Origin of the sequence: Streptomyces sp. NPDC002779, from assembly GCF_042888685.1 — a bacterium.
Classification (GTDB): domain Bacteria; phylum Actinomycetota; class Actinomycetes; order Streptomycetales; family Streptomycetaceae; genus Streptomyces.
On the sequence record NZ_JBIAQC010000001.1, the window covers coordinates 1,187,538 to 1,208,705 of the forward strand.

General features: G+C 71.8%; 20 protein-coding genes. 10 read left to right on the forward strand and 10 right to left on the reverse strand.

Going from position 1 to position 21,168, the window contains the following annotated elements:
* Window positions 1-20: 20 nt before the first annotated feature.
* From ACFYW5_RS05450 to ACFYW5_RS05460, 3 genes are all read right to left on the reverse strand, one after another.
* Window positions 21-608, reverse strand: a complete 588-nt coding sequence (locus tag ACFYW5_RS05450) for a CE1759 family FMN reductase (RefSeq protein ID WP_389415570.1) — start codon at window positions 606-608, stop codon at window positions 21-23.
* A complete protein-coding gene (locus ACFYW5_RS05455) occupies window positions 605-1,693 on the reverse strand; it encodes an LLM class flavin-dependent oxidoreductase (protein WP_389415571.1) in 1,089 nt (362 codons plus the stop codon). Before ACFYW5_RS05455 ends, ACFYW5_RS05450 begins: the two co-directional genes overlap by 4 nt.
* Window positions 1,694-1,781: 88 nt before the next feature.
* Window positions 1,782-2,252 (reverse strand): hypothetical protein, encoded by a 471-nt coding sequence (locus tag ACFYW5_RS05460; RefSeq protein ID WP_389415572.1) that lies wholly within the window; start codon window positions 2,250-2,252, stop codon window positions 1,782-1,784.
* A 129-nt stretch (window positions 2,253-2,381) separates the two neighbouring features.
* Between ACFYW5_RS05460 and ACFYW5_RS05465 the strand changes: the two genes are divergently transcribed.
* Window positions 2,382-2,717, forward strand: coding sequence for a YnfA family protein (locus ACFYW5_RS05465; RefSeq protein WP_389415653.1), 336 nt, complete (start codon window positions 2,382-2,384; stop codon window positions 2,715-2,717).
* Window positions 2,718-2,726: 9 nt separating this feature from the next.
* Here ACFYW5_RS05465 and ACFYW5_RS05470 read toward each other — a convergent pair whose 3' ends face one another.
* Complete coding sequence (locus tag ACFYW5_RS05470; protein WP_389415573.1) at window positions 2,727-3,155, reverse strand: ester cyclase; 429 nt, start codon at window positions 3,153-3,155, stop codon at window positions 2,727-2,729.
* Window positions 3,156-3,269: 114 nt separating this feature from the next.
* Here ACFYW5_RS05470 and ACFYW5_RS05475 point away from each other — a divergent pair, with 114 nt between their 5' ends.
* Entirely contained in the window at window positions 3,270-4,046 is a 777-nt protein-coding gene (locus tag ACFYW5_RS05475) for an SDR family NAD(P)-dependent oxidoreductase (protein ID WP_389415574.1), read from the forward strand.
* A 53-nt stretch (window positions 4,047-4,099) separates the two neighbouring features.
* A complete protein-coding gene (locus ACFYW5_RS05480; RefSeq protein ID WP_389415575.1) occupies window positions 4,100-5,368 on the forward strand; it encodes a tyrosine-protein phosphatase in 1,269 nt (422 codons plus the stop codon).
* A 46-nt stretch (window positions 5,369-5,414) separates the two neighbouring features.
* On the opposite strand, the gene ACFYW5_RS05485 is transcribed toward ACFYW5_RS05480, so the two are convergent.
* A complete protein-coding gene (locus ACFYW5_RS05485) occupies window positions 5,415-6,608 on the reverse strand; it encodes an RtcB family protein (protein ID WP_389415576.1) in 1,194 nt (397 codons plus the stop codon).
* Window positions 6,609-6,778: 170 nt separating this feature from the next.
* On the opposite strand from ACFYW5_RS05485, the gene ACFYW5_RS05490 reads away from it, so the two are divergent.
* The 3 genes from ACFYW5_RS05490 (at window position 6,779) to ACFYW5_RS05500 (ending at window position 9,878) form a co-directional block, all read left to right on the forward strand.
* Window positions 6,779-7,603, forward strand: coding sequence for a DUF3558 domain-containing protein (locus tag ACFYW5_RS05490; RefSeq protein ID WP_389415577.1), 825 nt, complete (start codon window positions 6,779-6,781; stop codon window positions 7,601-7,603).
* 107 nt (window positions 7,604-7,710) lie between these two features.
* Window positions 7,711-8,565 carry a DUF3558 family protein gene (locus tag ACFYW5_RS05495; RefSeq protein ID WP_389415578.1) on the forward strand — a complete coding sequence of 285 codons (855 nt, stop codon included), beginning with the start codon at window positions 7,711-7,713 and terminating at the stop codon, window positions 8,563-8,565.
* A 77-nt stretch (window positions 8,566-8,642) separates the two neighbouring features.
* Entirely contained in the window at window positions 8,643-9,878 is a 1,236-nt protein-coding gene (locus ACFYW5_RS05500) for a DUF2637 domain-containing protein (RefSeq protein WP_389415579.1), read from the forward strand.
* Between the two features lie 73 nt (window positions 9,879-9,951).
* On the opposite strand, the gene lysS is transcribed toward ACFYW5_RS05500, so the two are convergent.
* Window positions 9,952-11,697, reverse strand: coding sequence for a lysine--tRNA ligase (gene lysS / locus ACFYW5_RS05505; RefSeq protein WP_389415580.1), 1,746 nt, complete (start codon window positions 11,695-11,697; stop codon window positions 9,952-9,954).
* 127 nt (window positions 11,698-11,824) lie between these two features.
* Between lysS and argS the strand changes: the two genes are divergently transcribed.
* Window positions 11,825-13,582, forward strand: a complete 1,758-nt coding sequence (gene argS / locus ACFYW5_RS05510; RefSeq protein WP_389415581.1) for an arginine--tRNA ligase — start codon at window positions 11,825-11,827, stop codon at window positions 13,580-13,582.
* A 70-nt stretch (window positions 13,583-13,652) separates the two neighbouring features.
* Here the strand turns inward: argS and ACFYW5_RS05515 are convergent, their stop codons facing one another.
* Window positions 13,653-14,090, reverse strand: a complete 438-nt coding sequence (locus tag ACFYW5_RS05515; RefSeq protein WP_389415582.1) for a peptidoglycan-binding protein — start codon at window positions 14,088-14,090, stop codon at window positions 13,653-13,655.
* 229 nt (window positions 14,091-14,319) lie between these two features.
* Between ACFYW5_RS05515 and ACFYW5_RS05520 the strand changes: the two genes are divergently transcribed.
* Together ACFYW5_RS05520 and ACFYW5_RS05525 are read left to right on the forward strand one after the other, a co-directional pair.
* Entirely contained in the window at window positions 14,320-15,036 is a 717-nt protein-coding gene (locus ACFYW5_RS05520) for a peptidoglycan-binding protein (RefSeq protein ID WP_389415583.1), read from the forward strand.
* Window positions 15,033-15,776 (forward strand): helix-turn-helix domain-containing protein, encoded by a 744-nt coding sequence (locus ACFYW5_RS05525; RefSeq protein WP_389415584.1) that lies wholly within the window; start codon window positions 15,033-15,035, stop codon window positions 15,774-15,776. Before ACFYW5_RS05520 ends, ACFYW5_RS05525 begins: the two co-directional genes overlap by 4 nt.
* Here ACFYW5_RS05525 and ACFYW5_RS05530 read toward each other — a convergent pair.
* From ACFYW5_RS05530 to hemB, 3 genes are all read right to left on the reverse strand, one after another.
* Window positions 15,773-16,570 (reverse strand): arylamine N-acetyltransferase, encoded by a 798-nt coding sequence (locus ACFYW5_RS05530; RefSeq protein WP_389415585.1) that lies wholly within the window; start codon window positions 16,568-16,570, stop codon window positions 15,773-15,775. The genes ACFYW5_RS05525 and ACFYW5_RS05530 overlap by 4 nt on opposite strands.
* A gap of 71 nt (window positions 16,571-16,641) precedes the next feature.
* Window positions 16,642-17,853: a PLP-dependent aminotransferase family protein gene (locus tag ACFYW5_RS05535; RefSeq protein WP_389415586.1), complete on the reverse strand. Its 1,212-nt coding sequence runs from the start codon at window positions 17,851-17,853 to the stop codon at window positions 16,642-16,644.
* 110 nt (window positions 17,854-17,963) lie between these two features.
* Window positions 17,964-18,965, reverse strand: coding sequence for a porphobilinogen synthase (gene hemB / locus ACFYW5_RS05540; RefSeq protein WP_389415587.1), 1,002 nt, complete (start codon window positions 18,963-18,965; stop codon window positions 17,964-17,966).
* Between the two features lie 778 nt (window positions 18,966-19,743).
* Between hemB and ACFYW5_RS05545 the strand changes: the two genes are divergently transcribed.
* A complete protein-coding gene (locus tag ACFYW5_RS05545; RefSeq protein WP_389415588.1) occupies window positions 19,744-21,123 on the forward strand; it encodes an FAD-binding oxidoreductase in 1,380 nt (459 codons plus the stop codon).
* Window positions 21,124-21,168: the final 45 nt, after the last annotated feature.

The following is a 21,168-nucleotide window of genomic DNA, read 5'->3' on the forward strand; positions in this document are numbered from 1 at the left end:
GGGTGCCTCTTACCGGCCTCTCACCCCGTGGGACGCAGCGCGGCGAGCTGTTCCGCGAAGGGCACCAGACGCTCCGCCCCGGCGGCTTTCGTCGTGCTCAGCCCGCTCATCAGCGCGGCCAGCTCACCCGCGGCCCGCTCGACGCGGCCGTCCAGGCCCTCCGCTCCCCAGTCCTCCGAGGCCGCGTAGACGCCGGTCGGGACGATCACGGCCTTGAGGTAGGCGAAGAGCGGGCGCAGGGCGTGTTCCAGGACGAGCGAGTGCCGGGCGGTGCCGCCGGTCGCGGCGACCAGCACCGGCTTCCCGGCCAGCGCGTCCTGCTCCAGGACGTCGAAGAACGACTTGAACAGTCCGCTGTACGAGGCCGAGAACACCGGGGTGACGACGATCAGCCCGTCGGCCCGGGTAACCGTGTCTTGCGCGGCGGCCAGCTTCCGGCCAGGGAAGCCGCCTGTGAAGTTGTGCGCGATCTCCACCGCGAGGTCGCGCAGCTCCACGACCTCGACCTCGGCCCCGGTCCGCCCGGCGGCCGCGGCGGCGAGACGGTCGCCGAGCAGCCGGGTGGAGGACGGGACGCTCAGCCCCGCCGAGACGACGACGAGCTTCATGCGACGGTCACCTCCTGGGCCTTCTTGATGAGGGAAGCGTGGGTGGGAGCCTCCGGGACACCGGCCGGGCGGTTCTTCGCGAACTCCTCGCGCAGCACCGGCACGACCTCCTCGCCGAGCAGGTCGAGCTGCTCCAGCACGGTCTTCAGGGGCAGCCCGGCGTGGTCCATCAGGAACAGCTGGCGCTGGTAGTCACCGGCGTACTCGCGGAAGGACAGGGTCTTCTCGATGACCTGCTGCGGCGAGCCGACGGTCAGCGGGGTCTGCTCGGTGAAGTCCTCCAGCGAGGGCCCGTGGCCGTAGACGGGCGCGTTGTCGAAGTACGGGCGGAACTCGCGCACCGCGTCCTGGGAGTTCTTCCGCATGAACACCTGCCCACCGAGTCCGACGATCGCCTGCTCGGCGGTGCCGTGCCCGTAGTGGGCGTAGCGGGTCCGGTACAGCTCGACCATCCGCTTGGTGTGGTCGGCCGGCCAGAAGATGTTGTTGTGGAAGAAGCCGTCGCCGTAGAAGGCGGCCTGCTCGGCGATCTCCGGCGAGCGGATGGAACCGTGCCAGACGAACGGCGGTACGCCGTCCAGCGGCCGGGGCGTGGAGGTGAAGCCCTGCAGGGGCGTGCGGAACTTGCCGTCCCAGTTCACCACGTCCTCGCGCCACAGCCGGTGGAGCAGGTGGTAGTTCTCGATGGCGAGGTTGATGCCCTCGCGGATGTCCTTGCCGAACCAGGGGTAGACCGGGCCGGTGTTGCCGCGGCCCATCATCAGGTCGACCCGGCCGTCGGCCAGGTGCTGGAGCATCGCGAAGTCCTCGGCGATCTTCACCGGGTCGTTGGTGGTGATCAGCGTGGTCGAGGTGGACAGGACCAGCCGTTCCGTCCGGGCCGCGATGTAGCCGAGCATCGTGGTCGGCGAGGACGGCACGAACGGCGGGTTGTGGTGCTCACCGGTCGCGAAGACGTCCAGACCGACCTCCTCGGCCTTCAGCGCGATGGCGACCATGGCCTTGATGCGCTCCCGCTCGGTCGGCGTCCGGCCCGTGGTGGGGTCCGGTGTGACATCGCCGACGCTGAAGATCCCGAACTGCATGGCCGCTCACCCTCCAGGTTGTTGACTGTTCAACTATACCTGGGAACGGCACCCCCGGTCCCGCTATTCCCACCGCCCGGCAGCCCCCTCAGAAGTAGTACGCGTCCCCGGTGTCCAGGATCAGCACCCGCTGCCGGTCGTTGTCCGGGTTCCGGTCCACCGCCCCGCCGCTCCACACCGTGTCGATCTCCAGCCGCACCTCGGAAGCGGCCTTGTGGAGCTGGACGCGCAGCCCGATCCGCTCCCCCGCCTCGTCCGCCGCCAGTGCCCCCACCCGGCACAGCACCGCCCGCGCCCCGGACCGGGCGCACCCGTCGGGCAGTTCCTGCCGGTCGGCGAGCGGCTCGGACCAGCGCAGCCGTACCGTCGCGTCCGGTACCGCCGCCGGTCCGTGATTGCGCGGGGTGAACCGCAGGTCGACCTGACCAAAGGCCAGGGACGCGGCCCCGTGATAGGCGAGATCCGCCTCCCGCCCTTCGGCGGCGCCGGCATCGGCCGCCCCGCCCGCCGCCAGCAGCACCGCCGCGACCCCGGTCCCGAGCACCCGCACACTCCGCATACCGCCCACTCCTCCGCGATCGCACACCGCCGGTCATCTCGTCGTACGGATGTATCCCACGCGGAGCGGGCCGCAGGCGCCCTCCATCAGGTGACGGCCCGCGGACGGCCGTATGCGAAGCTGCTGCGCATGCTCGTCGCCCGCTCCGCAGCCCTCTTCGCCGTCGCCGCCCTGTTCGAGATCGGCGGCGCCTGGCTGGTCTGGCAGGGGGTGCGCGAGCACCGCGGGCTGCTGTGGATCGGCGCGGGCGTCGTCGCGCTCGGCGCCTACGGTTTCGTGGCCACCCTCCAGCCCGACGCGGACTTCGGGCGCATCCTCGCCGCGTACGGCGGGGTCTTCGTGGCCGGCTCCCTCACCTGGGGCATGGTCGCGGACGGCTACCGGCCCGACCGGTGGGACGTGACGGGTGCGCTGATCTGCCTCGCGGGGATGGCCGTGATCATGTACGCCCCGCGAGGCGGCTGAGCCGGGGGATCAGCCGGGCGGCAGCAGGCCGAGCTGGTCGAGGAACTCCATCTCGTCGAAGTAGAGCCGGTAGTCGACGATGTGTCCGGTGTCGTCGACGGTGGCGAAGTCCACCCCGCGGATCCTGATCTCCTTCTGCGTCGGGGGCAGCGTCTCCCCGGTGGGGAGCTGGATCGGCCCCGTGTTCCGGCCGGTGTAGATGCCCTCGTCGATGGCCGTGTCACCGACCTCGTACGAGTGCACCGACTCGAACCTGGCCTCCGGCATCGCCTCCGTCATCTGCCGCCAGTACGCGGCGATGTCCTCCCGGCCGTGCAGCTCACCGCCGTCCGGCGTGATCGCGACGGCGTCCTGCGCGTAGAGCTCGCCGATGGTCTTCTGGTCCGCCGACGTGATCGCTTCCGTGAGCCGGTCCATGACCTCACGTGCCTGTCCCATGGTCCACCTCCCACAGTGGGGATCACCCGTTTCATTGTCCCACCGCCCGCCTATCCTGGCCGGACAGTCCGCCGACCCGAGACCTTCCACCGGTCCGCCCCGAGGAGCAGCCCCATGGCCACCGCCGCACCCTCCGCCGCCTCCCGCATCGCCGTCGTCACCGGTGCGAGCAGCGGAATCGGCGCCGCCACCGCACGGCGGCTCGCGGCGGCCGGATACCGGGTCGTCCTCACCGCCCGCCGCAAGGACCGCATCGAGGCGCTGGCCGAGGAGATCAGCGCGGCCGGCCACTCGGCGGCGGCCTACCAGCTGGACGTCACCGACCGCGCCGCGGTCGACGAGTTCGCCACCGCCTTCCGGACCATCGGCGTCCTGGTGAACAACGCCGGCGGAGCCCTCGGCGCCGACCCGGTGGCCACCGGCGACCCGGCCGACTGGCGCACGATGTACGAGACGAACGTCATCGGCACCCTCAACCTCACCCAGGCCCTGCTCCCGAAGCTGGAGGCGAGCGGCGACGGCACGGTGGTCGTCGTCTCCTCCACCGCGGGCCACAGCACCTACGAGGGCGGCGGCGGGTACGTCGCCGCCAAGCACGGCGCCCACGTCCTGGCGGAGACCCTCCGCCTGGAGATCGTCGGCCGCCCGGTCCGCGTCATCGAGATCGCGCCCGGCATGGTGAAGACCGACGAGTTCGCGCTCACCCGCTTCGGCGGCGACGAGGAGAAGGCGGCCAAGGTCTACCAGGGCGTGGCCGAGCCGCTGTCCGCGGACGACGTGGCCGACACCATCACCTGGGCGGTGACCCGCCCCAGCCACGTCAACATCGATCTGCTGGTGGTCCGCCCGCGCGCCCAGGCGTCCAACACCAAGGTGCACCGCGACCTGTGACGACCTTTCCGTTTCCGGGGGCTTCGCAACACAACGGGCAGTAGAACGATCGTGTGGACAGACACATACGCTTCGACGCCCTGCACAACTTCCGCGATCTGGGCGGCTATCCGGCCGCGGACGGCCGCCGCGTCCGCCCGTCCCGCCTCTACCGCGCGGACTCCCTGAGCAAGCTGGCCGAAGCCACCCCGGACTGGTCCCGCTTCCGCTCCCTGGGCATCCGCACGGTGATCGACCTGCGCCATCCCTGGGAGATCGAGAGCCGCGGCCGCGTCCCGCACCACGACGGCCTCGCCTACCACAACCTCAGCATCGAGCACCGCCCCTACGACCAGCCCGCGCTCGCCGCCGACGTGGATCCGGGCCCGTATCTGGCGGAGCGCTACCTGGAGGTGGCGCAGGACGGCACGGAGGAGATCCGCCGGGCCCTGGAACTGGTGGCCGATGCGGCCGAGGCGGACCAGCCCCTGGTCTTCCACTGCGCCTCCGGCAAGGACCGTACGGGACTGCTGGCGGCCCTGGTCCTGGGACTGCTCGGCGTCGACGACCACACCGTCATCGAGGACTTCAGCCTCACGGAGCTGGCGGCCCCGGCGCTCCTCGCCGAGTGGCGGGCGCGGAACGACGGCCGGACACCGACCTGGCTGGGCTACGGCCGCGCCCCCGAGTCGGTGATGCGCCTGTTCCTGGCCTCCCTCACCACCCATTACGGCTCGCTCGAGGACTACGTCACCAAGGCCCTGTCCCTGGACGCGCAGGCCCTCACGCACACCCTGCGCACCGCACTCCTGGAACAACCCCCCGCCACCTGGCCACAGTTGACCTACCGCAAGGCGGTGGTGACCGACACCGGCACCCTCGCCCGCCTCCACGACTCCGCGGCCCTGTGGCAACTGGCCCGCGGCATCGACCAGTGGAAGCCCGGCGAGAAGGACGAGGCCCATTTCCTCGACCGCATGCGGGACGGCGAGGTCTGGCTCGCCCACGCGGGCGGCCGGCTGGCCGGCGCCTGGGAACTGTGCTGGACCGACCCCGAGGCCTGGGGCCCCCGCCCGGACGACGCCGGTTACATCCACCGCCTGATGACCACTGCCCACACCGCCCCACCGGGCACGGGCCGAGCCCTGCTGGCCGAGGCGGAATCCCGCATCACCACAACCGGCCGCCCCTACGCCCGCCTGACCTGCCCCACCGCCAACCCCCGCCTGCGCACGTACTACGAGTCCGCGGGCTACCAGGTGGTCGGCGAACACCCCACGAAACAGGGCGACCTGAGAGGCCCGTACCCGGTGACGCTGCTGCTGGAGAAGAAGCTGGCCTGACGCGCGAAAGGGCCCGAGCCAGAACGGCCCGGGCCCCCGCGGTCGGTCAGCCCTTGACGCAGACGACCTGCTTCAGCTTCGCCACGACCTCGACGAGGTCCCGCTGCTGATCGATGACCTGCTCGATCGGCTTGTAGGCACCCGGGATCTCATCGACGACCCCGGAGTCCTTGCGGCACTCCACGCCCCGCGTCTGCTCCTCCAGGTCCTTCGTCGAGAAGCGGCGCTTGGCGGCGGTACGGCTCATGCGCCGGCCCGCGCCGTGCGAGGCCGAGTTGAAGGACAGCGGGTTGCCGAGGCCCTTCACGATGTACGAACCGGTGCCCATCGAGCCCGGGATGATCCCGTACTCGCCGGAGCCCGCACGGATCGCGCCCTTGCGGGTGACCAACAGGTCCATCCCGTCGTAGCGCTCCTCGGCCACGTAGTTGTGGTGCGCGCTGATCTCCGGCTCGAAGGTGGGCCGCGCCTTCTTGAACTCCTTGCGGACCACGTCCTTCAGGAGCGCCATCATGATCGAGCGGTTGTACTTCGCGTACTCCTGCGCCCAGAACAGGTCGTTGCGGTACGCCGCCATCTGCGGGGTGTCCGCGATGAAGACGGCGAGGTCGCGGTCGACCAGACCCTGGTTGTGCGGCAGCTTCTGGGCCACACCGATGTGGAAGTCGGCCAGTTCCTTGCCGATGTTCCGCGAACCGGAGTGCAGCATGAGCCAGACGGCACCCTCGGTGTCCGTACAAACTTCAACGAAGTGGTTGCCGCTGCCCAGCGTCCCCATCTGCTTGGTGGCCCGCTCCTGCCGGAACTTCACCGCGTCCGCGATTCCGTCGAAGCGGCCCCAGAAGTCGTCCCACCCGGCCGTGCCGAAGGCGTGCATCCGGGTCGGGTCGACGGCGTCGTCGTGCATGCCCCGGCCCACCGGGATCGCCTGCTCGATCTTCGACCGCAGCCTCGACAGATCCCCCGGCAGATCGTTCACCGTGAGGGACGTCCGGACCGCCGACATACCGCAGCCGATGTCGACGCCGACCGCCGCCGGGCACACCGCACCCTGCATCGCGATCACCGAGCCGACCGTCGCGCCCTTGCCGTAGTGAACGTCCGGCATGACCGCCAGACCTTTGATCCACGGCAGGGTCGCCACGTTCCGCAGCTGCTGGAGGGCCACGTCCTCCACCGTCGCCGGATCCGTCCACATCCGGATCGGAACCTTCGCGCCGGGCATTTCCACGTACGACATATCGTCCTCATTCCCCCGATAAGCAACACAAGTCTTAAATCGCAAAACCGGCGCCAAGGTCAACGTAAGGGACAACGGACCGGCGTTCACGGCAGTGCGTGCGATACACATTGTCTGCAGGGGCCGCCCCCACCCCGCAAACGATTAACCCGCAGCGAGAGGAGCCGACCGTGCAGCGGAAGGCGTACGTATCCGGCGCCGTCGCGCTCCTCGCGGCCCTGCTGGCCGGCTGCACCGGCGGCTCCGCGGACACCGGCACGACGGACGGCTCCAACGCGGACGACTCCGGTACGGCGACGACGGCGGCCGAGCCCGGCCGCTACCGCACGCTGCCCGAACCCTGCGGCGCGGTCAGCGCCGACACCCTCGACGTCCTGCTGCCCGGCATCCCGCAGATCGCCGACCCGAACCAGCGCGAGAAGGCCTACGAGGGCACCGCCACCCTCACCTACGACACCGACCGCAAGGTCGGCTGCCGCTGGAAGGTGGAGTCCGCCGACGCCACCGACCACCTCTTCATCGACTTCGAGCGGGTGGTGTCCTACGACAACAGCGTCAGCGACGACACCCAGGCCGAGCAGCTCTTCGCCGGCCGGCGCACGGCGGCCGACCTCCCGGTGCCGACCGTCACCGAGTCCGACTCCGTGGCCCCCACCATCACCCCGAGCGGCTCCGCGTCCGCCTCGGCGACCCCCTCGGAACCGGACCCCGCCTCTTCCTCCCCCTCCTCCTCGCCGTCCGCCACCCCCACCGACCTCCAGCCCCGCGTCCTGGACGACGTGGGCGACGAGGCGTTCCTGGACGACGTGTTGAGCAGCGCCGGTTCGACGGTCCAGCAGCGCACGGTGACTGTGGCGTTCCGCACGTCCAACGTCATCGTGACCATCCAGTACGAGGAGCAGCCGGCCACCGTCGGCACCGTCCCGGACAGCAAGGAAATGCAGGACAGGGCGCGGAATCTGGCGGCCGAGCTGGCGGACGCGCTGGCCGGCTGAGGTCCGTTCGCGGCCGTTCGCGAAGACGGCGAAACCGAAACGCCCGCCGTGCTCACCGCGTACCGTGGCCCCTCGGACCCGATCCGACGGCAGGAACCACGAGTCTCATGAGTGAAGGAACCATGCAGCGAGCAGTCCAGCGTGACCCGAGCCCCCAGCGAGCCAGGCGCCTTTCCCGCGCTGTTGTCGGTGCGGCCGCCGTCCCCGTGATGCTGATCGCCGCGGGCTGCTCCTCGGACTCCGGCACGGACGACGCGAGCAAGAGCTCCGCGAGCGCCTCGGCCTCGGCGAGCCCGTCGCCCACGGTGCAGGCCGCCGCGTACGGCAAGCTGCCCGAGGCCTGCGACGTGCTGTCGAAGGGCACCCTGAGCGATCTCGTGCCGAAGGCGAGCAAGTCGGGCAAGGAGGGCGCGTCCAACGACACGGCGGCGCGCGCCAGTTGCTCCTGGAACAGCCTGGACAACAACGGCGTGGACGGCTCGCAGTTCCGCTGGCTGAACGTCTCGCTGCTGCGCTTCGACTCCGACGTCACCCGCGGCGAGGGCGACAAGCTGGCGCAGGAGTACTACGCGAAGCAGGTCGAGGACGTCCAGGCGGTGGACGGCGCGAAGAACGTCAAGTCCGAGCCGGTCACCGGCACGGGCGACGAGGCGACGGCCGTGCGCTACGACCTGAAGAAGAAGGAAGGGCTCTTCAAGCAGCAGTCGGTCGTGGCCCGCGTCGAGAACGTCGTCGTCACCCTCGACTACAACGGCGCCGGTCTCGCCGGTGAGCAGACCCCGAGCGCGGACACCCTCACCAAGCTGGCGAAGAAGGCCGCCAAGGAGGCGGTGGCCGCGGTGACGGAGGCGAACGGCGCGGGCGGCGGCTCGGCGAGCGCGAACCCGGCCAAGTCGGCTTCCGGCTCGGCCTCGAAGTCGCCCTCGAAGAAGCCCTCCGCCACGGCGACGAAGAAGAGCTGACCCCCTCCGGCACCACGTGCGCCGCACACATGTGCCACCCTGTTGCGCGCAACACCAGGTAAGGGAGGGGAGTACGGGTGGCCGCGCCAATACAGCTGACCCGGATGCACCGCGTTCTCATCGGCGTGGTCGTGTTCGGCGCCGTGATCATCGCCGGCATCGGCTTCGCGGGGTCGTACGCCGCCGTCCGCGAGCTGGCCCTGCAGAAGGGGTTCGGGAACTTCTCGTACGTCTTCCCGATCGGCATCGACGCGGGCATCTGCGTCCTGCTGGCGCTGGACCTGCTCCTGACGTGGATCCGCATCCCGTTCCCGCTGCTGCGCCAGACGGCCTGGCTGCTGACGGCGGCGACGATCGCCTTCAACGGCGCGGCGGCCTGGCCGGACCCGCTGGGCGTCGGCATGCACGGGGTGATCCCGATCCTGTTCGTGGTCTCGGTGGAGGCGGCCCGGCACGCGATCGGCCGGATCGCGGACATCACGGCCGACAAGCACATGGAGGGCGTCCGGCTGACCCGCTGGCTGCTGAGCCCGGTCCCGACGTTCCTGCTGTGGCGCCGCATGAAGCTCTGGGAGCTCCGCTCGTACGAGCAGGTCATCAAGCTGGAGCAGGAGCGCCTGGTCTACCAGGCCCGCCTCCGCTCCCGTTACGGCCGGTCCTGGCGCCGCAAGGCCCCGGTGGAAAGCCTGATGCCCCTGCGCCTGGCCCGCTACGGCGTCCCCCTGGCGGAAACGGCCCCGGCGGGCCTGGCGGCGGCGGGAATCGAACCGGCCCTGCTCCCTCCGGCGCCCCGGCCCGAGCCGGTCACGGCCGGCCGCGCCGACGCGGCGGTGCCCGCCCGCGAGCAGCGCCCCGAACTGCCCCGCGATCCGCACCCCGAGTACCTCGACCACGAACCCGAGCCGGAAGAGAGCCCCTGGCTGCACGCCAGGCACCCGGAAGAGATCGAGTACCACGGCGGCTACGACCCCACGTACGACCCGGGCTTCGACCAGTGGCACCAGGAGGAACCCCCCACCCCGGAGCCCTCCATGGAGGAAACCGGCAGCTTCCCCATCCCCGTCGCCCCCGGCCGCACCCGTGAACTCGGCGAGGGCGGCGGCACCCTCCCCGCCGAACCGGACGAGGACGCCTACTACCAGGTCTTCCGCGAGTCGATAAAGAGCGGCAACGGAGCCCCCACGCCCCGCGGCTTCATGGCCGACGTGGAGGCGACCTACGGGGTCACGCTCCCCGAGGCCGAGGCCAAGCGCATGGTGAACCGTTTCTCGAACCGCCTCAACGCGGAACTGGCGGACGAGCACATCGCCTGACAGGCACAGAAACAGCAGGCACACGAAAGGGGGCCCTCGACCAAGCCGAGGGCCCCCTTTCCGTACGTACCGCCTACTCCCCGAGCAGGGCCCGCACCCGCTCCTGCCCCACCGCCAGCAGCAGCGTGGGCAGCCGGGGCCCGGTGTCCCGCCCGACGAGCAGGTGGTACAGCAGCGCGAAGAACGTCCGCTGAGCCGTCTTGATCTCCGGCGGCAGCTCCTTGGGCGTGGCGTCGGCCGAGAAGCCGGCCTGCACCTTGGGCACGCCGTAGACGAGGTGGGTCAGCCCGTCCAGCGACCAGTGCGAGGCCAGCCCGTCGAGCAGCAGCCGCAGCGACTGCCGGGACGCCTCGTCCAGCGACTTCAGCAGCTCGGCGTCGGGCTCGGACCGCACGATGGTCCGCTGGTCGGCGGGCACATGCGTGTTGATCCACGCCTCGGCCTTGTCGTACCGCGGCCGGGCCTCGTCCAGCGAGCCGAGCGGGTTCGCCGGGTCCAGCTCGGACAGGATCCGCAGCGCCTGGTCCGCGTGCCCGGCGGTGATGTCGGCGACGGACGCGAGGGTCCGGTACGGCATCGGCCGGGCCGTCCGGGGCAGCTCCCCGGCGGCCGTGCGCACCGCACGGGCGTGCGCGGCGACGTCCGCCGGGAGGGCGGAGCCGTCGGCGACCTTGGCGTCGAGCTTGTCCCACTCGTCGTACAGCCGCTGGATCTCCTGGTCGAAGGCGATCTTGAAGGACTGGTTGGGGCGGCGGCGGGCGTACAGCCAGCGCAGCAGCTGCGGCTCCATGATCTGGAGGGCGTCCGCGGGCGTGGGCACGCCGCCGCGCGAGGAGGACATCTTCGCCATGCCGGAGATGCCGACGAAGGCGTACATCGGCCCGATGGGCTGCCGGCCGCCGAAGATCCCGACGATCTGCCCGCCGACCTGGAAGGACGACCCCGGGGACGAGTGGTCGACACCGCTCGGCTCGAAGACGACACCTTCGTAGGCCCAGCGCATGGGCCAGTCGACCTTCCACACCAGCTTGCCGCGGTTGAACTCGCTCAGCCGGACGGTCTCCGCGAAGCCGCACTCGTTGCAGGTGTACGACAGCTCGGTGGTCTCGTCCTCGTAGGAGGTGACCGTGGTGAGGTCCTTCTCGCAGTTGCCGCAGTACGGCTTGTACGGGAAGTACCCGGCCGAGCCGGAGGAGCCGTCGTCCTCGGCCGCGGCCCCCGAACCCTCGGCGGCCTCCAGCTCGGCCTCGTCGACGGGCTTCTGCTGCTGCTTCTTCGCGGGGGACTTCTTGGTGCGGTACTGGTCGAGGATCGCGTCGATGTCGCCGCGGTGCTTCATGGCGTGCAGGATCTGCTCGCGGTACACCCCGGAGGTGTACTGCGCGGTCTGGCTGATCCCGTCGAACTCCACTCCCAGCTCGGCGAGCGAGTCGATCATCGCGGCCTTGAAGTGCTCGGCCCAGTTCGGGTGCGGGGAGCCCTTGGGCGCCGGCACCGAGGTGAGCGGCTTGCCGATGTGCTCGGTCCAGGCCTCCTCGTCGACCCCGGCGATGCCCTGGGGCACCTTGCGGTAGCGGTCGTAGTCGTCCCAGGAGATCAGGTGCCTGACCTGGTGGCCACGGCGCCGGATCTCGTCCGCGACGAGGTGGGGGGTCATGACCTCACGGAGGTTGCCCAGGTGGATGGGCCCGGAGGGGGAGAGCCCGGACGCGACGACGACCGGTTTGCCCGGGGCCCGACGCTCCGACTCCTCGATGACCTCATCCGCGAAACGGGAGACCCAGTCGGTGGTCTCGGTGCTCTGAGCCACGATCGGCACGTCCTTCTTTCTGAACGGGTGAGGCTCCATTGTCACAGACCTGCGTGCGGCCGGAAAAACGGCTTTACCCCCCGTGGGATACTGACCGTGCCCATCGATTCCCACGAGGAGAACGGCACCCACTCCTATGGCTCCGGTCACGTCCCTCAGCGACTCCGTCGAACAGCAGCTCACCGCCGCCCTCTCCGCCGCCCTGCCGGAGACCTCCGCGGACCCCCTGCTGCGACGCAGTGACCGGGCCGACTTCCAGGCGAACGGTGTCCTCGCACTGGCCAAGCAGGCCAAGGCGAACCCGCGGGAGCTGGCGGCGCAGGTCGTCGGCAGCATCGTCACCGGCGACGTGATCAAGGACGTCGAGGTCTCGGGCCCCGGCTTCCTCAACATCACGCTCACCGACAGGGCGATCACCGAGAACCTCGCCGCCCGGTACGCCGACCCCGACCGCCTCGGCGTGGCGCCGAAGCAGAACCCCGGCGTCACGGTCATCGACTACGCCCAGCCGAACGTGGCGAAGGAGATGCACGTCGGCCACCTGCGGTCCGCGGTGATCGGCGACGCCCTGCGCGGCATGCTCGACTTCACCGGCGAGAAGACGATCGGCCGGCACCACATCGGCGACTGGGGCACCCAGTTCGGCATGCTCATCCAGTACCTGCTGGAGCACCCCGGCGTGCTGGCCCCCGCCTCGGAGGTCGACGGCGAGCAGGCCATGTCGAACCTGAACCGGGTGTACAAGGCCTCCCGCGCGCTCTTCGACTCCGACGAGGAGTTCAAGGAGCGGGCGCGCAAGCGGGTCGTGGCCCTGCAGTCCGGCGACCGGGAGACCCTGGAGCTGTGGCAGCAGTTCGTGGACGAGTCGAAGGTCTACTTCTACTCGGTCTTCGAGAAGCTGGACATGCGGGTCCGGGACGAGGAGATCGTCGGCGAGTCGGCGTACAACGACCTGATGCCGGAGACGGCCCGGCTGCTGGAGGAGTCCGGCGTCGCCGTGCGCTCCGAGGGCGCGCTCGTGGTCTTCTTCGACGAGATCCGCGGCAAGGACGACCAGCCGGTGCCGCTGATCGTGCAGAAGGCGGACGGCGGCTTCGGCTACGCGGCCTCCGACCTGTCCGCGATCCGCAACCGGGTCTTCGACCTGAAGGCGACGACGCTCCTGTACGTGGTGGACGTCCGCCAGTCGCTGCACTTCAAGATGGTCTTCGAGACGGCCCGCCGGGCGGGCTGGCTCGGCGAGCACGTCACCGCGCACAACATGGGCTACGGCACGGTGCTCGGCGCGGACGGCAAGCCGTTCAAGACCCGTGAGGGCGAGACGGTGAAGCTGGAGGACCTCCTCGACGAGGCCACCCAGCGGGCCGCCGAGGTCGTACGGGAGAAGGCGCGGGACCTCACCGAGGACGAGATCCAGGAGCGGGCCGCGCAGGTCGGCATCGGCGCCGTGAAGTACGCGGACCTGTCGACGTCGCCGAACCGGGACTACAAGTTCGACCTGGACCAGATGGTGTCGTTGAACGGCGAGACGAGCGTGTACCTGCAGTACGCGTACGCCCGGATCCAGTCGATCCTGCGCAAGGCGGGCGCGACCGAGCCGGCCGCGCACCCGGAGCTCGCACTCGCCCCGGCCGAGCGGGCTCTCGGCCTGCACCTGGACGCCTTCGGCGACACGGTCTTCGAGGCGGCGGCGGAGTACGCCCCGCACAAACTGGCCGCGTACCTGTACCAGCTGGCGTCGCTGTTCACGACGTTCTACGACAAGTGCCCGGTGATCAAGCCGGAGCCGCCGAGGGACGTGGCGGAGAACCGTCTGCTGCTGTGCGACCTCACGGCCCGCACCCTCCACCGGGGCATGGCCCTGCTGGGCATCCGGACGCCCGCACGGCTGTAACCGCGCACGCGGGACCGCGGCCCGTCCTCTCCCCCGCTGGGAGGACGGGCCGCGGCGTGTGCGGGCCCGCTCAGCAGCCGATGGAGTTGAAGTCGGCGAAGGCGGCCCTGGTCTTCGTTCCGGCGACCCCGTCGACGGTGAGGCCGTAGTCGAAGATGTTCAGGTAGCGCTGGAGCGCCTTGACGGTGTTGGTTCCGACGACTCCGTCGACGGCACCGGCGCCCAGGCCCAGGTCGTTGAACTTCCGCTGGGCCGCCTTCCAGCTGTTGGTGCCCAGCTGGCCGTCGATCGCGCCCGGGTTGTAGCCCGTGTCGCGCAGCCAGCACTGCCAGTTCTTGGCCTGGGTGGTGTTCAGGCCGAGGTTGTTGACCGCGAGCGGTGCGACGGCCTCGGCGCTCACGGCCGGCCGGGCGGCCGGTGCGGAGGCCGCGTGGGCGGTGCCCGTGGCGGCCAGGCCCCCCGCGGCGATCCCGGCGGCGGCGGTCAGACTGACGAGGGTCCTCGTCATGGCTCCCATGGTGTTCCCCCTTCGATTGGACAGTGGTGCGTCGCCATCGAGACTGCGGGGTCGGGCCGGCCGCCCGCCACGGTCACCGGGCAAGTGACGGCCTCCCGGGACGTCCCGCGCGCTGACCTGCGGGGACGCGGTCGGCCGGGACGGCGGCGCGGGACGGCCGCGGTGGCCGGTTCCGGACGGCGGCGGGAACCGCGGGGCGGTGGGGGCCGTACTTGCCGGCATGGCGCGTTGGAGAGAGCTGCCCGCCGGATTGAGCCCGCAGGTGCGCCAGTTGGTGGTGCGCCTGCGCCGGCTGAAGGACCACAGCGGGCTGAGCATGCGGCAACTGGCCGTCAAGACGGGGTACAGCGCGAAGTCCTGGGAGCGGTACCTGGGCGGCCGGTCGCTGCCGCCCCGGGAGGCCGTGGCGGCGCTGGCCCGCGTCGGCGGGGACGATCCGACGAGGCTGCTCGCCCTGCACGAGGTCGCCGCGGAGGCGTGGGGTGCGCGCCGGGTGGCACCGGAGGCACCGCGGCGCCTGCGGGTCGTGTTCGTGTCGGGTGCGGTGGCCCTGGTGGTGGCGATCGCCACGTCGGTCGTGCTGGTCGTGCGGTTCACGGACGGCGGCTCCGGGGAGGAACGCGCGGCGGCGCCTCCGAGGCCCGCGTCGGCGTCCCGGTCCAAGCGCACCTACGAGTGCCGGGTCGAGCGGAGCGCGGACGGCCGCTGGTACGCGGGCAACAGCCGTACCCGGGACGCGATCCTGGCGTACGGCCAGGCGGGCCCGGAGGTAGCGGAGGCGCAGTGCCTGCTGCGCCGGGCCGGGTTCCCGGCGGGCGAGATCGACGGGATCTACGGCCCGTTGACGCAGGGCGCGGTCAAGCGGATCCAGGAGCGGGAGGGTCTGGTCGTGGACGGCATCATCGGGCCGCACACCTGGAAGGCCCTGCGCGGATGACCGGCGCCCGACTCGCCGCCGAGTTGCGGGAGTTGCGGTCGCGTACGGGCCTGAGCATGGCGGCGCTGGCGGGCCGGACGACGTACAGCAAGTCGTCCTGGGAGCGGTACCTCAACGGCAAGACGCTGCCGCCCCGGCGGGCCGTGCAAGAGCTGTGCCGGATCGCCCGGGAGCCCGAGGGCCGGTATCTGGCGCTGTGGGAGATCGCGGAGGCGGAGTGGAGCGGCCGGGCGAAGGAGCCGGAGCCGCCCGTCGCGGCAGGCCGGCGGCGACGCGTTCCGCTCGTGGCCGGGTGCGTCGTACTGCTCGCCGGGGTCGTCGCGGCGGGCCTGCTCCTGCTGCCGGGCGACGGCGCCGAACCGTCCGCCGCCCCCGCCGGCACGCTCACCGGCCCCCGCTGCCGAGGGGCCGCCTGCGAGGGGCAGGACCCCATGCACATGGGCTGCGGCAGGGGCCCCGCCACCCTCGCCGAGCACCGCACGGCCTCCGGAGCCTGGGTGGCGGTGCGCTACAACCCGGCGTGCGGGGCGAGTTGGGGCCGGATGTGGGGCACGCGGGTCGGGGACCGGCTGGAGGTGGAGGCGGGCGGCGCGACCCGCGGCAGGCGGATCGAGGACGGCATCGACGCGGACGCCTACGTCTACACGCCGATGACCGCGACGCCCCCCGGAGCCACCGTCCGCGCTTGCTTCTGGCCCGCCGACGGCCGCCGGGAGTGCGTGGACGCCCGCGCCGGCTAGGCCTCGATCCCGAACTCCTCCTTCAGCAGCCGCTCGACGTCCTCGTCCGCGACCTCGCGTGCGCTGACCGTGCCGTCGGCGCGGGTCTCGGTGAGGAGGTTGCCGTGCAGCAGGACATGGCGGTCGGGGGTGACGCGCTGGACGTAGCGGCTCTGGGTGAACGGGGAGCGCGGGTTGGTCCCGACGTGCCAGTTGAACACCTCGTAGTCGGGCTCCTCGAAGGGGTCCAGGGTGAAGGCGTACTGCTGCTCCCAGTCCTTGCCGTCGTGCCACTCCAGCATCCACAGCTCCAGCGGCCCGTGGTGCGGGACGTGCACGAGCCGGTGCCGGCGGCCCGCGCCGCGGAACTCGGCGCCGGTCCTCAGCGGCACCGGCTCCAGCAGCGCGCCGAGGGCTCCGTAGCCGACGTCGGCGAGGTAGGGCTCGGGTTCGCCGGGGACCTGGACGAGCAGGGTCATGTGGGTGCGGGGCCGGCTCTCGGGCCGGTCCGCGCCGAGGACGACCCGGGCCGCCAGCGTGGTCACCCGGAAGCCGAGGGCCTCCAGGGCGTGCCGGAAGAGGGTGTTGTGCTCGTAGCAGTAGCCGCCGCGGCGCCCGTGGATCAACTTGGCCATGAGGTCGCCGAGTTCCAGCGAGGGCGCCCTGCCGCTGACCGCGTCCAGGTTCTCGAACGGAACGGACCGGGAGTGCGCCAGATGCACCCCCCGCAGCGTGGCCAGGTCGGCCCTGCGCTCCCCGTCCCATCCGATGCGGCCGAGATACGCGTCGAGGTCGAACTCCACTGTGTCGGACATGCCTTCACCCTAGGCAGCCGCCCCCGCCCCCGTCGGCGGACCTCAGCCGCAACAGCGCCGGGACTTCCGTCCTAGTCCCGCAGCCCTCGGCCCAACCGCCGCAGCCCTTCCGCGATCTGCTCCGGGGTCTCCGTCACGTAGCACAGGCGCAGGGTCGAGGGGTCGGGTTCGCCGGCGTAGAAGGGGGCGCCGGGGACGTAGGCGACGTCCTCGCGCACCACCTTCGGCAGCAGGGCGGCCGTGTCGTACGACTCGGGCAGCCGGGCCCACAGGAACATGCCGCCCTCGGGCCGGTTCCAGGTCGAGCCGGGCGGGAGGGCGTCGGCCAGGCCCGCGAGCATGGCGTCGCGCCGCTCGCCGTAGACGCGCGCGACGCGGGCCACGTGGGCGTCGAGGTCCCGGTCGGCCAAGTAGCGTGCGGCGGCGAGCTGGTTGACGGTCGGGGTGTGCAGGTCGGCGGCCTGCTTGGCGACCGTGCAGGCGCGGCGCAGCCCGGCCGGGGCGCGCAGCCAGCCCAGGCGCAGCCCGGGTGCCATGACCTTGGAGAAGGATCCGAGCAGGACGGTACGGTCCTCGGCGCCCGGGTGGGCGGCGATCCACGGCACGCGCTCGCCCTCGAAGCGCAGTTCGCCGTACGGGTCGTCCTCGACGATCCACAGCCCGTGCCGGGCGGCCACCGCGGCGACGGCGGCCCGGCGGGCGGCGGGCAGGGTGCGGCCGGTCGGGTTCTGGAAGGTGGGGACGGTGTAGAGCAGCTTGGGGCGCTCCCGGACGACCAGTTCCTCCAGCGCGGCCGGGTCGACGCCGTCCCCGTCGCCCGGCACCGCCACGAGCCGCGCCCCGGTGAGAGCGAAGGCCTGAAGTGCCGCCAGATAGCAGGGGCTTTCGACCAGCACGGTGTCCCCGGGCTCCAGCAGCGCGGTGGCGAGCAGGGACAGCGCCTGCTGCGAGCCGGTGGTGACGAGGATGTCGTCGGCGTCGGTGGCGAGCCCCCGCGCGGACGTCCGCGCGGCGAGCGCGGCCCGCAGCTCCGGCTCGCCCTCGGTGGGGGCGTACTGGAGCGCCCGCGCGGGCACGTCGGCCAGCACCGCCCCGTAGGCCGCCGCGATCCCCGCCACGTCGAACAGCTCCGGCGCCGGCAGCCCGCCGGCGAAGTTGATCACCTCGGGCCGCGCGGTGACGGCCAGGATGTCGCGTACCGGCGACCCTCCCACCGACCGGGCGCGGGAGGCGAGCGGCGGAACGGGCGCGGAACGGAACGGCACGGGCTCGACGACGGTCACGGGGCGGCTCCTCGTTGGCGATACGGCTGCTTCCCGCACTGTAAGGAGCTAGGTGGTGCCTACAAGCAGCTTTCCGCGATACGGACGCCCGGCCTCCGGGACGCGCTGGGCTACTGACGCTCCTGGAGCTTCTGAGCAGCCTCGGTGGCCCAGTAGGTGAGGATGTTCCGCGCTCCGGCCCGCTTGATCCCGGTGAGCGTCTCCAGGATGGCCCGGTCCCGGTCGATCCAGCCCTTCTCGGCGGCGGCCTCGACCATGGAGTACTCGCCGGAGATCTGGTAGGCGGCGACGGGCACGTCCACGGCGTCCGCGACGCGCGCGACGATGTCGAGATAGGGCCCGGCGGGCTTGACCATCACCATGTCGGCCCCCTCCTCCAGATCGAGGGCCAACTCCCGCAGGGAATCCCGGGCGTTGGCGGGGTCCTGCTGGTAGGTCTTGCGGTCCCCCTGGAGGGAGGAGCCGACGGCCTCGCGGAAGGGGCCGTAGAAGGCGGACGCGTACTTGGCGGTGTACGCGAGGATGGCGACGTCCTCCCGGCCGATCTGGTCCAGAGCGTCCCGGACGACCCCGATCTGCCCGTCCATCATCCCGCTGGGCCCGACGACATGGGCGCCGGCGTCGGCCTGGACCTGAGCCATCTCGGCGTACCGCTCCAGGGTGGCGTCATTGTCGACGCGCCCCTGGGCGTCGAGCACCCCGCAGTGTCCGTGGTCTGTGGTCTCGTCGAGACACAGATCGGACATCACGAGCAGCTCGTCACCGACCTCGGCGCGCACGTCCCGCAGGGCGACCTGCAAAATGCCGTCCGGGTCGGTCCCGGGGGTGCCGAGGGCGTCCTTCTTGCTCTCCTCGGGCACGCCGAAGAGCATGATCCCGGAAACGCCGGCGGCGACGGCCTCGGCGGCGGCCTTCTTCAGGCTGTCCCGGGTGTGCTGCACGACGCCCGGCATGGCGGCGATCGGCACAGGCTCACTGACCCCTTCCCGCACGAAGGCCGGAAGGATGAAGTCGGCCGGATGCAGCCGGGTCTCGGCAACCATCCGCCGCATGACAGCGGAACCCCGCAACCGCCGGGGCCGAGTCCCCGGAAAAGATCCATACGTCGTCATACCACCTACGCTACGCCCGCCCAGACCCCCCCGATGCCGACGCAATGTCGGCCTCCCCCACCCACCACAACCCCGCCCACGCAGCTACAGGCAGCCGTGCCCAACGCACGCAGCCGCGGGCCGTCGACCTCCACCCACGCAGCCACGGACAGCCGCCCCCAACCCACGCAGCCGCAGGCAGTCGTGTCCTCCACCCACACAGCCGCAGACACCCGCCCCACCGCGACACCAGCGCCCCCACCGGCGCAACCACAGGCACCCGCCCCCACCCACGCCACTGCGCACCGACACCCGACCCGCGCAACCGCGGGCAGCCGCGCCCCCAGCCCACGCAGCCGCAGGCCGTCGTGCCCCACCCACGTCACCGCGACACCAGCGCCCCACCCGCGCAACCGCGGGCCGTCGTGCCCAACCCGCGCAGCCGCAGACAACCGTCCCCCACCCGCGCGGCTGCAGACAGCCGCCCCCAACCCGCGTAGCTGCGGGCGTCCGCCGCTGGGGCGGCACTGGTGGGCTGGGGGTTCCCCCTCTGGGGGAGGCATCCCGCCAGCGGGGGCTCAGCGAAACCCACCCCACCCCAGCCCCAACCAACCCGCACCCCAAAAAGGCCCCCACGAAGGCGCCCCGCAACCCCCGCACCCGCACCCGCCCCCACCCCCGCCAACCTGCACACCCCACCCCCACCAGTCATCCTGGAAGAACAAGCGCGCGCACCCAGGACCCCGACGGCCGCCCCCGACCGCCGCCGTCCCTCCGTACACCCCCGACGGAGGACCACATGACCGCCCCCCACCCCACCCCCGACCTCTTCGCCCTCTCGGAGATCCAGGGCCCAGTCCTGCGCCCCCGCGACCCCGGCTACGGCGACGAAGTCACCGGCTTCAACCTCGCCGCCCTCCACACCCCGGACGTCGTCGTAGGAGCCACCAGCCCCCACGACATCGTCACCGCCCTCCGCTGGGCCTCGGCCACCCACACCCCCGTCGCCGTCCAGGCCACCGGCCACGGCGCCAACTTCCCCATCGACCACGGCCTGCTCATCAACACCACCCGCATGACCGACGTGACGGTCACCCCGGAAACCCGCACCGCGAAGATCTCCGCGGGCGCCAAGTGGCGACACGTCCTGGACGCCGCCACCCCCTACGGCCTCGCCGCCCTCAGCGGCTCCGCCACCGACGCGGGAGCCATCGGCTACACCCTCGGCGGCGGCCTCCCCGTCCTGGGCCGCGCCTACGGCTTCGCCGCCGACCTGGTCCACAGCTTCCAGGTGGTCACCCCGGACGGCACCCTGCACGAAACGGACGCCACCCACGAACCGGAACTCTTCCGGTCCCTGAAGGGCGGCAAGGGAAACGTAGGCGTCGTCACCTCCATGACCTGCGGCCTGCTCGAACTCCCCACCCTCCTCGGCGGCGGAATCTACTGCGAGATCCAGCACGCCGAAGCCCTCATGACCGCCTGGGCACAGTGGGCCCAGGACGTCCCGGAGACCATGTGCAGCGCGTTCACGCTGCTGCGCCTGCCCCCGATCCCCCAGATCCCCGAACCCCTGCGCGGCGGCTCCTGGGCCCGCGTCGCGGTGGCCTGGACCGCGGACCCCGCCGAGGGCGAAGCCCTGCTGGCACCGATCCGCGAGGCCGCCCCGGTAGCCGTCGACCTGGTCGAGGAGATGCCGTACGCGGCACTCGACCGCATCTACATGGAACCCCAGGACCCGCTCCCCGCCCGGGAATCGTGCAGCCTGCTGCGCGACCTCCCGCCGGAGGCGATCCGCGCCTTCCTCCACGAGGCGGGCCCGCAGGCAGCCGACTACCCCCTGCTGGCGGTCGGCCTGCGCCACATGGGCGGCGCCCTGTCCCGCCCGGCACGCACCGAGGACGCGATCTGCGCCCGGGACGCCACCTTCCTCCTCGAAGCGGTGGGCGTCCTGGCCGCCCCGCCGGCGGCGGAAGCGATCGAGCGGGCCACGGCCTCCCTGCACCGCACCATGGCTCCGTACGGCACCGGCCGCACCATGGTCAACATCCACGGCACCCCGGGCGACGCCGAGGACCGGGCCCGCGCCTGGACCCCGGAGGTCCTCACCCGCCTGCGCGAGGCCAAGAAGACGTACGACCCGGACAACCTGCTGCGCTACGGCCACACCGTCACGTAGCACGGCAGCCGGACATACCACTGGGGCGGCACCGATCCGGTGCCG